Consider the following 12,436-nt stretch of genomic DNA (forward strand, 5'->3'; position numbering starts at 1 on the left):
CGTAACGAATGAAATGCTACCTCTGTGAACCGGTGCTGAACAGCATTGCAGCAATTGTGGCAATCCTTGGTCTGTGGTGACGGGAACCGGCTTCCCTGGTTTGCGCGATCAGGCGATATTGCGCGGATAAAACAGGCAAAAAAGGAGCACTCGATGCCAATCGCCGGACAAGGCATGCTGCTGACTTCGATGGATATCGACAGCTTGCACGAAGCTGAATTCAATCGCTGGTACGACCGCGAGCATCTCGAGGAACGGGTCGCCATCGACGGCTTCCTGGAAGCCCGCCGCTACGTCGCCCATGACGGCAAGCCGAAATATCTCAGCCTCTACTCGACCGCGACCTTCGATGTGCTCGAGAGCCCGGCCTATCGCAAGGCGCTCGCCAACCAGACCGACTGGTCGAAGGCCAATATCGCGCGCTTTCAGAACATGATCCGCGGGGTCGCGCGCATCACGATCAGCCGCGGCGTCGGCAGGGGCGCAGCCCTCGGCATCATCCGCCTGCGCCCGCCCGCCGAAGGCGCGGACAAACTTCGCGCTGCATTGCGGGAGCAACTCGATCCAGCTTCGCGCGACGGCATCATCTCGATGCACCTTCTGGAGAACGACCCTGATCTGTCGAAACCGCTCACGCCGGATGCGGCGAAACCCGATCCCGGGGCCGGCGACTGGTTCGTGCTGATCGACGCCACCGACGTCGGCGCGATCCCCGCAGCGGCCGCAGGCATCACCGGCAATGCAGCCTTGAAGCCGCTCGTGGTCACCAGCGGCGCCTACAGGCTGTTGTGGGATATCGCGAAGAGCGACCTTCCGCGCGAGTAAGCCTGATCCGGAAGCGTGCGAAGCGCTTTCTCGAAAAACATCTTCTTAAGCAAATGTGGCGGTGCAGATCATGCTGCACCGCCACATAACGCAATCGAGATTAACGCTACACGCGCATCAGCCGCGCGAAAGCTGATGATCGGACAATTTAGCCTTTGCCTTCTCTGGAACGGCTCTAATAAGATAAGCCTATGATCCAATTCAAAAACCAGAACAACGCCACGTGAGCGTTCGTCGTCAACGATAAGGCCGCGCGGGTCTGGCATTTTCGCGCGGGTCAAAGGTAGGAATGAAACCGACTGATATCTCGGCGCCTGACTACTTCCACAAAGTAGTCGATTGCCAATGGGCCTGTCCCGCACACACCCCCGTTCCCGAGTACATCCGGTTGATTGCTGAGGGGCGTTACAGCGACGCCTACATGATCAATTGGAAGTCCAACGTGTTCCCCGGCATTCTCGGGCGCACCTGCGACCGTCCATGCGAGCCAGCATGCCGCCGCGGCCGGGTCGAGGACAACCCGGTCGCGATCTGCCGCCTGAAGCGCGTCGCAGCCGACTTCAAGGACGACATCAAGCATCGGCTGCCGAAGCCCGGGCCGAAGAACGGCAAGCGCATCGCGCTGGTCGGCGGCGGCCCTGCCTCGCTCGCCGTGGCGCGCGATCTCGCGCCGCTCGGCTATCACTGCACCGTGTTCGACGGCGATCCCAAGGCCGGCGGCATGATGCGCAGCCAGATTCCGAAATTCCGCCTGCCCGACAGCGTGATCGACGAGGAGACCGACTACATCCTGAACCTCGGTGTCGAGTTCAAGGGTGGTCAGCGCGTCGACAGCCTGAAGCAGCTGCTCGCCGAGAACTATGACGCGATCTTTGTCGGCTCTGGCGCACCGCGCGGCCGCGAGCTCGACATCCCCGGCCGCAAGGAGGGCGCCGCCAACATCCATATCGGCATCGAGTGGCTGGCCAACGTGTCGTTCGGCCACGTCGACAAGATCGGCCGCCGCGTCATCGTGCTCGGCGGGGGCAACACGGCGATGGATTGCTGCCGCACCGCGCGCCGCCTCGGCGGCGAAAGCGTCAAGGTGATTGTCCGCTCCGGCTTCGAGGAAATGAAGGCTTCGCCGTGGGAGAAGGAAGACGCGCTTCACGAGGACATCCCGATCCTGAACTACATGGTGCCGGTGGCGTTCAAGCATGTGGCCGGCAAGCTGATCGGCGTCACCTTCCAGAAGGTGAAGGCGGAGTACGACGCCAAGGGCCGCCGCAATCTGGTGCCCTCGGGCGAGCCGGACGAGACCGTGCCCTGCGACGATGTGCTCGTTGCGGTCGGCCAGGAGAACGCGTTCCCCTGGATCGAAGCCGATTGCGGCATCGAATTCGACAAGTGGCACATGCCGAAGGTCGATCCCAAGACGTTCGTCTCGACCAATCCGAAGGTGTTCTTCGGCGGCGATGCGGCGTTCGGGCCGAAGAACATCATCTGGGCGGTGGCGCATGGCCACGACGCCGCGCTCTCCATCCACCGCATGCTGTCCGGCGAGGACATCAACGAGCGCCCGCTGCCCGAGGTGCACGTCTCCTCGCAGAAGATGGGCATCCACGAGTGGAGCTACGACAACGACATCTCCGCCGACAAGCGCTTCAAGGTGCCGCATCGCGACAAGGTGGTCGCGCTGAAGGACATCCGCGCCGAGGTCGAGCTCGGCTACGACCTCAAGCTCGCGCTCGGCGAGGCGCAGCGCTGCCTGAATTGCGACGTGCAGACGGTGTTTTCCGCGCCGCTCTGCATCGAATGCGACGCCTGCGTCGACATCTGTCCGATGGACTGCATCAGCTTCACCGAGAACGGTGAGGAGGATGATTTGCGGCAGCGGCTGAAAGCGCCCTCGCCGCATCACGACCAGGCGCTCTACGTCTCCGGCGACCTCAAGACCGGCCGCGTCATGGTGAAGGACGAAGACGTCTGCCTGCATTGCGGGCTGTGTGCCGAGCGCTGCCCGACCGGCGCCTGGGACATGCAGAAGTACCTCATCGATATGGTTCAAGCGGGATCAACATGTCAGTCCAAAGCCCGATCAGCAGCGTAAACGACTTCGTCGTCCGCTTCGCCAACGTCAACGGTTCGGGCTCGGCTTCCGCCAACGAACTGTTCGCGCGCTCGATTCTGCGCCACGGCGTGCCGGTCTCGCCACGCAACATCTTCCCGTCCAACATCCAGGGCTTGCCGACCTGGTATGAGGTGCGCGTCACCGAGGACGGCCATCTCGGCGCCCGCGGCGGCGTCGACTTGATGGTGGCGATGAACCCGCAGACCTGGGACAAGGACGTCGCCTCGATCGAGCCCGGCGGCTATCTGTTCTACGATTCGACCAAGCCGATGCCGTCGTCGAAATTCCGCGAGGACATCACCGTCATCGGCGTGCCGCTGACCGCGATCACCAACTCGACCTACACCGATCCCAGGCAGCGCCAGCTGTTCAAGAACATCATCTATCTCGGCGCGCTCTGCGCCCTGCTCGACCTCGATCCCAAGCTGGTCGAGCAGCTGATCGGCGAGCAGTACAAGGGCAAGGAGAAGCTGCTGTCCTCCAACGTCCATGCGCTGCATCTCGGCCGCGACTGGGCGCTGCAGAACCTGAAATGCCCGGTCGGGCTGCGGGTGAAGAAGTCCGACAAGGTCGGCGACCGCATCTTCGTCGAAGGCAACAGTGCGGCCGCGCTCGGCGCCGTCTATGGCGGCGCCACCGTGTGCGCCTGGTATCCGATCACGCCGTCATCGTCGGTGGCGGAAGCCTTCACCAGCCACTGCAAGAAGTACCGCCACGATCCCGAGACCGGCAAGGCGAAGTACGCCATCGTGCAGGGCGAGGACGAACTCGCCTCGATCGGCATCGTGATCGGCGCCTCCTGGAACGGCGCACGGGCCTTCACCGCGACCTCGGGTCCCGGCATCTCGCTGATGACCGAGTTCATCGGCCTGTCCTATTTCGCCGAGATCCCGGCCGTGATCATGAACATCCAGCGCGCCGGCCCCTCGACGGGCATGCCGACCCGCACCCAGCAATGCGACGTGATCGCCTGCGCCTATGCCTCGCACGGCGATACCAAGCACGTGCTGCTGTTCCCGGAAGATCCGGCGGAGGCGTTCGAGTTCGCCGCGGCCGCCTTCGACCTCGCCGAGCGGCTGCAGACCACGATCTTCCTGATGCTCGATCTCGACATCGGCATGAACCACCGGCTGTGCCGCCCGCTGAAGTGGGACGACGCCAAGCAATACGACCGCGGCAAGGTGATGACGGCGGAGATGCTCGAGGAAGGCCGCGACTTCGGCCGCTATCTCGACGTCGACGGCGACGGCATCCCCTATCGCACCTATCCCGGCACGCATCCGACCAAGGGTTCCTACTTCACTCGCGGTACCTCGCGCGACCGCTACGCGCGCTATTCCGAGGAAGGCGCGGTCTATGCCGACAACATGCAACGCCTGGTGCGCAAGTTCGAGACCGCGCAGGACATGGTGCCGCGGCCGCTGCAGGCCAATGCGGCAAAGCCCACCAAATACGGCGTGATCTATTTCGGCTCGACCTCGCCCGCGATGGACGAGGCGATCGGGATCCTGGAGGCGCGCGGCCACCAGCTCGACCGCATGCGCATCCGCGCCTTCCCGTTCCACTCCAGCGTCGCGAGCTTCATCGCCGACCACGACTTCGTCTACGTGGTCGAGCAGAACCGCGACGCCCAGCTTCGCCAGCTGATCGTCAACGAGAACGGCATCGACCCCGTCAGGCTGGTGCCGATCCTGCACTATGACGGCACGCCGATCACCGCGCGCTTCATCGCGGGCGCGATCGGCGACCACCAGGATCATCTCAAGGTGACCCCTCTCCGCAAGGCCGTGACATGACCTACATTGCAAAGCCGAAGTTTCATCATCCCGGCCTGAAGAAGAACGAGCTGGGCTATACCCACCGCGACTATGAGGGGAAGATCTCGACGCTGTGCGCCGGCTGCGGCCACGATTCGATCACCGCCTCGATCATCGAGGCCTGCTACGAGCTCTCGATCGAGCCGCACCGGGTGGCGAAGATTTCCGGCATCGGCTGCTCGTCGAAGACGCCGGACTATTTCCTCGGCAATTCGCACGGCTTCAACTCGGTGCACGGCCGCATGCCGTCGGTGCTGACCGGCGCCAACCTGGCCAACCGCGACCTGATCTATCTCGGCGTCTCCGGCGACGGCGATTCCGCCTCGATCGGCTTCGGTCAGTTCGCGCATTCGATCCGGCGCGCCGTCAACATGACCTACATCGTCGAGAACAACGGCGTGTACGGCCTGACCAAGGGCCAGTTCTCGGCCACCGCCGACCGCGGCTCGAAGTCCAAGAAGGGTGTCGTCAATACCGACAACGCGATCGACCTGGTCGCGATCGCGCTGCAGCTCGGGGCCACATTCGTGGCGCGCTCTTTCTCCGGCGACAAGACCCAGCTGGTGCCGCTGATCGCGGCTGCGATCCGCCACCAGGGCGCGTCCTTCATCGACGTGATCAGCCCCTGCATCGCCTTCAACAACCACGCCGGCTCGACCAAGAGTTTTGACTATGTCCGCGAGCACAATGACGCGGTGAATCGCCTCGACGTGCTGGTCGGCCGCGATCCGATCAGCGTCGACTATGCGCCCGGCACCGTTCAGGTGGTCGAGCAGCATGACGGCTCCAGACTGGCGCTGCGCAAGCTCGACGCCGACTACGATCCGCATGATCGTCTGGGCGCGATGACCTTCCTGCAGAAGCACGCGGCCAAGGGCCAGATCGTCACTGGCCTGCTCTATGTCGATCCGGATGCCGAGGATCTGCACACCCATCTCGACACCGTCGAGACGCCGCTCAACACGCTCGACGAACAAGCGCTGTGCCCGGGTTCAGCCGTGCTGGACAAGATCAACGCCAGCCTGCGCTGAGCAGTGGCAGCACACTCCGTGTCGTCCCTGCTCCCGTGCGCAATTGCGCACTAGGCAGGGACGACAGCGGAGTTGGTGACGGCTACTTGTCGCTCAAGACGTCGCCGAACAGCGCCCAGGACTTGCCGTCGAACCGCGCCATCTGGATTTGCCGGATCGGCGTCACATTGTCGGGCTCGGTCTGCACCTTGATGCCGGGCAACAGCATCGGCAGCTCGAGCGCCTTCAGATTGGTCGCCTGCTTGATGATGTTGGCGCGGCTGTAATCGCCGTTGCAGTTCCTCAGCACCGCCGTCATGACCTGCGCCACCGTGTAGCCCTGCACGTTGAAGAGGTCGACCGGGCTCGCATTCGGCTGGTACTTCTTCATCCAGTCCGCAAACTCCTTCTGCGCGGGATCGTCGGCCCAGCGCGGATCGGTCGGATCCTTCAGATAGAGCCCGGTCACGACGCCGATGACGTTCTCGAGACCGGCCGGTTCAAGCACCGCGGAGACCGAGTTCGAGACGGTCGGAAGGATGGTCAGCGGCTTCCAGCCCATGCTCGCCGCCTTGCGCAGCGCCTGGGCCGCGAATTTCGGCGTCGCCTCCGCGAAGAAGACGTCCGCGCCGGACTCGCGCATCGTCACCATCTGGGAATCGATGGTGGGATCGGTCGTGAGATACGTGGTCTCGGCGACGATCTGGCCGACATGCTCGCCGAGCCCGTCCTTGAAACCCCTCAGATAGTCCTTTCCGGCGTCCTCGTTGGGCGTGATGACGGCGATCTTCGCATCCGGCTTGGTCTTCAGGATGTATTTTGCGTAGAGCCGGCCTTCGAGCTCGTAGGTCGGATTGAAACCGACCGTCCACGGGAACTGTTTTGGATCGTTCCAGCGCGTCGCGCCGGAGGACACGAACAGCTGCGGCACGCGCTTGATGTTGAGGTACTTCTGCACCGAGATGTTCGGCGCGGTGCCGACCGCGCTGAAGATCGCGAGCACCTCGTCCTGCTCGACGAGCTTGCGGGTCTGCTCGACGGTCTTCGACGGTGAATAGGCGTCGTCGAGACTCTCGAAGTCGATCTTGCGGCCGTTGATGCCGCCCTGATCGTTGAGCATCTGGAAATATGCGGCTTCGGCACGCGCGATCGTGCCGTAGGCCGACGCCGGGCCGCTATAGGGCGCGGTGTTTCCTATTTTGATCGCGGTATCGGCTGCCACGGACGGCGAGATCAAGGAGGCCGTGAGCGCGGTGAAGGCGAGAAAGCCCGCCAGGCGGGAGCGAGTTGACAAGAGCATATCCTTTTCTTGGTTTTCTTGACGCGGCGCACATTATCCATCGCGTCCGCGCAGGCAATCACCAAGAACGTCTCGCGAGATTTCCGCATGCCGGCAATCGCGTTCGCGCATAGAACGCCATGCGCTTTCAAAGTCGGAATGTTGCCGGCATGTTCATGATGTGAGCCTTCGATAGACATGAAGGTTCACCGAGCAAGACTCGCATTCCGCGCGGCGGTGCGCGCCGCGCTCATGTCAGCGAGAGCGTGATCCTCACGCCGCGACCGCGGCCGCGCGCGGGCTGACGACGTATTCCTTCAGCACCTTGTCGGTGCCGTCGATTTCGGTCAGCGCGACGTCGTAGGACCACAGATCGGCGAGGTGTTGCAGCACGCGCCGCGCGTCGGTCTCGTTGAGCTGCGCGCCCTTCACGGTGGTGTGACGCAGCATCAGGCGGCGATCGCCGTCGAGATCGACATCCACAACCTCGATATTGGCGTCGACGAAGCCGACGTCGTATTGCCGCGCCAGCTCGCGGCGGACCCGGCGGTAGCCGCGCTCGTCGTGGATCGCGTCGACCTTGATCCCCTGGCTTTCCGCGGGGTCGTCGTGCAAATGGAACATGCGGAAGCGCCGGATCAGCGCCGGGCTGAGGAACTGGTTGATGAAGCTCTCGTCGCGGTAGTTGCTCCAGATCTCGCGCAGCACGCCCTCGACGTCGCCCTTGCCGGCGATGTCGGGGAACCACTCGCGGTCCTCGTCCTCCGGATTTTTCACGATCCGCTCGATGTCCTGCATCATGGCGAAGCCGAGCGCGTAGGGATTGAAGCCGGAATAGCGGCGGTCGTCGAATTCGGGCTGGAACACCACATTGGTGTGCGACTGCAGGAACTCGAGGAAATTGCCGTCGGTGAGCCGGCCCTGCTGATGCAGCCGGCTCATGATGCGGTAGTGGACGTAGGTCGCGGTGCCCTCGTTCATCACCTTGGTCTGGCCCTGCGGGTAGAAATACTGCGCGATGTGGCGGACGATGCGGATCAGCTCGCGCTGCCAGGGTGCAAGGCGCGGCGCGGTCTTCTCGAGGAAATAGAGGATGTTCTCCTGCGGCAAGCCGAGCAGCGCGCGGCGGCGCTCGGCCGTGAGCGTAGCCTTGCTCTTGGCCTTGGTGTTCGGCACCGTCCGCCACAAATCGTTGAACACGCTTTCCTCGTGCTGCCGGCGCTCGCCGGCCCGCTTCTCCTCGGCACGCAAATCGAGCGTCTTCTTCCCGGGATAGCGGTCGACGCCATGCGACATCAGCGCATGCGCGGCATCGAGCGTCCGCTCCACCGTCTCGCGGCCATGGCGGTCCTCGCAGACCGCGATGTAGCCTTTGGCGAATTCCAGATAGTCGAGAATGCCGTCGGCATCGGTCCACTGCTTGAACAGATAGTTGTTCTTGAAGAAGTGATTGTGCCCGAACGCCGCGTGCGCGATCACCAGCGTCTGCATCGTCGCCGTGTTCTCCTCCATGAGATAGGAGATGCACGGCGAGGAATTGATCACGATCTCATAGGCGAGGCCCATCAGGCCCTTGCGATAGGACGCTTCCTGGAACGCGAATTGCTTGCCGAATGACCAGTGCTTGTAGAACAGCGGCATGCCGACCGAGGAATAGGCGTCGAGCATCTGCTCGGCGGTGATCACCTCGATCTGGTTGGGATAGACGTCGAGCCCGAGCTCGGTGCGCGCGATTTTCTCGCAGGCGTCGTGGACCCGCTGCAAGGTCTGGAAATCCCAATCGGCGCCCTCGAACAGCCGTTCCCCGGAAGAACCCATCACGCTACACCCTTTCCTGCTTGCTGCGGCGCTTGAACAGGTCCTGGAACACCGGGAAGATCTCGCCGCGCTCGCTCACCTTGCGCATCGACAGCGGCGCGCCCTCGTTGCGCAGACGCTCATAGAGCGTCCAGAGCGAAGAGTCCGGCATGTCGAAAGTGTAGTTGGCGGCTTCGCCGACCTCGAGATAGGCGAAGAACTGGCAGACCGGCAGGATCTTGTCGGTCAGGAGGTGACCGGTCAGCGCGCTGTCCGAGGTCATGTTGTCGCCGTCCGAGGCCTGGGCGGCGTAGATGTTCCAGTCGGCCGGACGGAAGCGGGTGCGGACGATATCGTTCATCGCGACCAGCGCGCTCGACACCAGCGTGCCGCCGGAAGCCGGGCCATGGAAGAAGGTGTCCTCGTCGACCTCCTCGGCGCGGTCGGTGTGGCGGATGAACACGATCTCGACGTGCTTGTAGCGCCGCTTCAGGAACACGTAGAGCAGCATATAGAACCGCTTCGCCAGATCCTTCATGTGCTCGGACATCGAGCCCGATACGTCCATCAGGCAGAACATCACGGCCTGCGCCACCGGCTTCGGCACCGTCTCGAAGCGGCGGTAGCGGATGTCGATCGGATCGATGAACGGGATCCGTTTGGCCTTGGCCTTCAACGCTTCGAGCAGCGCCAGCAGCTCGCGGCGCCGCGCATCGTCATCGCATTCGGCAAGCTCCGCCTCGAGCGCCTCGATGTCGTCCTTGCGCGGCCGGCGCAGTGCCACGCGCCGCGCCAGCGCCCGGCTCACCGTGCGGCTGATCGAGATGTTGGCGGGCGAGCCCGACGTCGCATAGCCGGCGCGCTGGATGCCTTCGCTTTCGGTTTCCGCAAGTTTGCGTTTGGCAAGATCGGGCAGTTCGAGGTCGTCGAGGAAGAGATCGACGAATTCGTCGCGGCTGAGCACGAAGCGGAAGGCGTCCTCGCTGTCGCCTTCGCCTGCGCCGGAGCCCTTGGCGCCGCTTTGGTTCGGGCGCTGCAGCCAGTCGCCCTCGACGAACTTCTTGTTGCCGGGCAGCACCATGTCACGCGTGCCGCCCTCGCGCCGGAACCGCGGCTCATCCATGCCGTCCAGCGGGATTGTCACTTCGCCACCTTCCAGGACATCCTTGATGTCCCGGTCCTGTGACGACTTCTTGACGGCCCCCTGCACCAGCGCCTTGGCGCGCCGCAGGAAGCGCTGGCGGTTCTCCAGGCTCTTGCTACCCGGATTCAACCGCCGATCGACGATATGCATGACCACGTTGCATCTGCCTCACCGGATGCGATCATGACAGTCGCATCGCATTTTATTGGACAGGACGAGACGAAACGGAAAGCCGGTGCCGGCTTTCCGGATCGCGTATTAGCCGGCCTGCTTCACCCGCATGTACCACTCGACGAGCCGGCGGACCTGGCGCTCGGTATAGCCGCGCTCCACCATCCGCTCGACGAACTCGCCGTGCTTCTTCTCGGTCTCGCCGTCCTTCTTGGAGCCGAACGAAATGACCGGAAGCAGATCCTCGACCTGTGAGAATATCCGCTTCTCGATCACGTCGCGAACCTTTTCGTAGGAGGTCCAGCTCGGGTTCTTGCCGCCATTGTGCGCCCGCGAGCGCAGCGAGAACTTGACGACCTCGTTGCGGAAGTCCTTCGGGTTGGCGATGCCGGCCGGCTTCTCGATCTTGGTCAGCTCCTGGTTCAGGAGCTCGCGGTTCATCAGCTGGCCGGTGTCGGGATCCTTGAAGTCCTGATCCTCGATCCAGGCGTCGGCGTAGTCGACATAGCGGTCGAACAGGTTCTGACCGTAGTCGGCGTAGGATTCCAGATAGGCCTTCTGGATCTCGTTGCCGATGAACTCGGCATAACGCGGCGCGAGGTCGGCCTTGATGAATTCGAGATAGCGCTTCTCGGTCTCGTCAGGCAGCTGCTCGCGGCGGATCGCCTGCTCCAGCACATACATCAGGTGCACCGCATCGGCGCCGACTTCGGTGGTGTCATGGTTGAAGGTCGAGGCGAGCACCTTGAAGGCAAAGCGGGTGGAGACGCCGTCCATGCCCTCGTCGACGCCGGCCGCGTCCTTGTACTCCTGAACGCTGCGCGCCTTCGGATCGGATTCCTTGAGGCTCTCGCCGTCATAGACCCGCATCTTGCCAAACAGCGTCGAGTTCTCGTGCTTGCGCAGCCGCGACATCACCGAGAAGCGCGCCATCGTCTCCAGCGTCGCCGGAGCGCAAGGTGCTGCGGCAAGCTCGGAGCCCTGGATCAGCTTCTCGTAGATCTTCTGCTCCTCGGTGACCCGCAGGACGTACGGGACCTTGATGACGCAGATGCGGTCGATGAAGGCCTCGTTGTTCTTGTTGGTCTTGAAGCTCTGCCACTCCGCCTCGTTGGAGTGCGCGAGGATGATGCCGGTGAACGGAATCGCGCCGATGTTCTCGGTGCCGATGTAGTTACCCTCCTGCGTCGCGGTCAGCAGCGGGTGCAGCATCTTGATCGGTGCCTTGAACATTTCGACGAACTCGAGCACGCCCTGGTTGGCGCGGTTGAGGCCGCCGGAATAGCTGTAGGCGTCGGGATCGTTCTGGGCGTAGGTCTCGAGCTTGCGGATGTCGACCTTGCCGACCAGCGAGGAGATGTCCTGGTTGTTCTCGTCACCGGGCTCGGTCTTGGCAACCGCGATCTGGCGCAGCCTTGAAGGCTGGATGCGCGCGACGCGGAATTGCGAGATGTCGCCACCGAAGGCTTCGAGCCGCTTGTAGGCCCAGGGCGACATCAGCCCGCTCAGCCGGCGGCGCGGAATGCCGTACTTCTCCTCGATCATCGGGCCAAGCGTCTCGGGATCAAACAGCCCAAGCGGGCTCTCGAACACCGGCGACAGCTCGTCGCCCGCCTTCAGCACGTAGATCGGATGAATCTCCATCAGCGCCTTGATGCGCTCGGCGAGCGATGACTTGCCGCCGCCGACCGGCCCGAGCAGATAGAGAATCTGCTTGCGCTCTTCGAGGCCCTGCGCGGCGTGACGGAAGAAGCCGACGAGGCGCTCGATCGTATCCTCCATGCCGTAGAAGCCGGCGAAGGCCGGATACGACCTGATCGTACGGTTCAAAAAGATACGGCCAAGGCGTGGGTCCTTGGCCGTGTCGATCATCTGGGGCTCACCGATTGCCGCCAATAACCGCTCGGCCGCATTTGCATATCGCATCGGATCACTTCGACACGACTCCAAATACTCGGCCATCGACATGTCGGTCTGGCTTCGCGCTTCAAACGACCTTGCGAAGGCGTTGAACAAAGAATCGTTGTACATGATCCCTCTCTCCACGATATGTATCGCCGCACGACTGACACGAGTCGTAACAAGAGCGTCCTAGGATCGAATCAGCGTCGGCACGCTGGGTCCATTGGACACTCGACCGACTCAGTTCGGCAATGCACGGCGCGTGCAGCCTCTGCCTTATCAACAGGCAGGAAGCTTAATGGTTCATCAATATCCCCTTGTTTTTGGTGGCTGTAACCCCCTCGCCACATCCGTGGTTTACCGGGGCCAGGCCTCCGAAGC

General features: G+C 63.0%; 8 protein-coding genes. 4 read left to right on the plus strand and 4 right to left on the minus strand.

Going from position 1 to position 12,436, the window contains the following annotated elements:
- Window positions 1-153: 153 nt before the first annotated feature.
- From ACVI1L_RS02000 to ACVI1L_RS02015, 4 genes are all read left to right on the plus strand, one after another.
- Window positions 154-825: a hypothetical protein gene (locus ACVI1L_RS02000; protein ID WP_456782137.1), complete on the plus strand. Its 672-nt coding sequence runs from the start codon at window positions 154-156 to the stop codon at window positions 823-825.
- Between the two features lie 289 nt (window positions 826-1,114).
- Entirely contained in the window at window positions 1,115-2,914 is a 1,800-nt protein-coding gene (locus ACVI1L_RS02005) for an FAD-dependent oxidoreductase (protein WP_057014894.1), read from the plus strand.
- Complete coding sequence (locus ACVI1L_RS02010; RefSeq protein WP_176937027.1) at window positions 2,884-4,731, plus strand: 2-oxoacid:acceptor oxidoreductase subunit alpha; 1,848 nt, start codon at window positions 2,884-2,886, stop codon at window positions 4,729-4,731. The genes ACVI1L_RS02005 and ACVI1L_RS02010 overlap by 31 nt, the downstream gene beginning before the upstream one ends.
- Window positions 4,728-5,783: a 2-oxoacid:ferredoxin oxidoreductase subunit beta gene (locus ACVI1L_RS02015; protein WP_057014892.1), complete on the plus strand. Its 1,056-nt coding sequence runs from the start codon at window positions 4,728-4,730 to the stop codon at window positions 5,781-5,783. Before ACVI1L_RS02010 ends, ACVI1L_RS02015 begins: the two co-directional genes overlap by 4 nt.
- A gap of 82 nt (window positions 5,784-5,865) precedes the next feature.
- Here the strand turns inward: ACVI1L_RS02015 and ACVI1L_RS02020 are convergent, their stop codons facing one another.
- The 4 genes from ACVI1L_RS02020 to ACVI1L_RS02035 all read right to left on the minus strand — a co-directional run bounded on the left by ACVI1L_RS02020 (window position 5,866) and on the right by ACVI1L_RS02035 (window position 12,184).
- Window positions 5,866-7,062 carry an ABC transporter substrate-binding protein gene (locus tag ACVI1L_RS02020; RefSeq protein WP_456782138.1) on the minus strand — a complete coding sequence of 399 codons (1,197 nt, stop codon included), beginning with the start codon at window positions 7,060-7,062 and terminating at the stop codon, window positions 5,866-5,868.
- A 252-nt stretch (window positions 7,063-7,314) separates the two neighbouring features.
- Window positions 7,315-8,859, minus strand: coding sequence for a SpoVR family protein (locus ACVI1L_RS02025; RefSeq protein ID WP_057014891.1), 1,545 nt, complete (start codon window positions 8,857-8,859; stop codon window positions 7,315-7,317).
- A gap of 4 nt (window positions 8,860-8,863) precedes the next feature.
- Window positions 8,864-10,132 carry a YeaH/YhbH family protein gene (locus ACVI1L_RS02030; RefSeq protein ID WP_076823957.1) on the minus strand — a complete coding sequence of 423 codons (1,269 nt, stop codon included), beginning with the start codon at window positions 10,130-10,132 and terminating at the stop codon, window positions 8,864-8,866.
- 108 nt (window positions 10,133-10,240) lie between these two features.
- The gene (locus tag ACVI1L_RS02035) at window positions 10,241-12,184 is read right to left on the minus strand and encodes a PrkA family serine protein kinase (protein WP_038382967.1); all 1,944 of its coding nucleotides are present in this window, start codon (window positions 12,182-12,184) and stop codon (window positions 10,241-10,243) included.
- Window positions 12,185-12,436: the final 252 nt, after the last annotated feature.

Source organism: Bradyrhizobium sp. USDA 4516 (assembly GCF_054055915.1).

Bases quoted from the DNA above. Each gene is read 5' to 3' on its own strand.
- ACVI1L_RS02000 (WP_456782137.1), top strand. From the start codon at position 154: ATGCCAATCGCCGGACAAGGCATGCTGCTGACTTCGATGGATATCGAC.
- ACVI1L_RS02005 (WP_057014894.1), top strand. From the start codon at position 1,115: ATGAAACCGACTGATATCTCGGCGCCTGACTACTTCCACAAAGTAGTC.
- ACVI1L_RS02010 (WP_176937027.1), top strand. From the start codon at position 2,884: ATGTCAGTCCAAAGCCCGATCAGCAGCGTAAACGACTTCGTCGTCCGC.
- ACVI1L_RS02015 (WP_057014892.1), top strand. From the start codon at position 4,728: ATGACCTACATTGCAAAGCCGAAGTTTCATCATCCCGGCCTGAAGAAG.
- ACVI1L_RS02020 (WP_456782138.1), bottom strand. From the start codon at position 7,062: ATGCTCTTGTCAACTCGCTCCCGCCTGGCGGGCTTTCTCGCCTTCACC.
- ACVI1L_RS02025 (WP_057014891.1), bottom strand. From the start codon at position 8,859: ATGGGTTCTTCCGGGGAACGGCTGTTCGAGGGCGCCGATTGGGATTTC.
- ACVI1L_RS02030 (WP_076823957.1), bottom strand. From the start codon at position 10,132: ATGCATATCGTCGATCGGCGGTTGAATCCGGGTAGCAAGAGCCTGGAG.
- ACVI1L_RS02035 (WP_038382967.1), bottom strand. From the start codon at position 12,184: ATGTACAACGATTCTTTGTTCAACGCCTTCGCAAGGTCGTTTGAAGCG.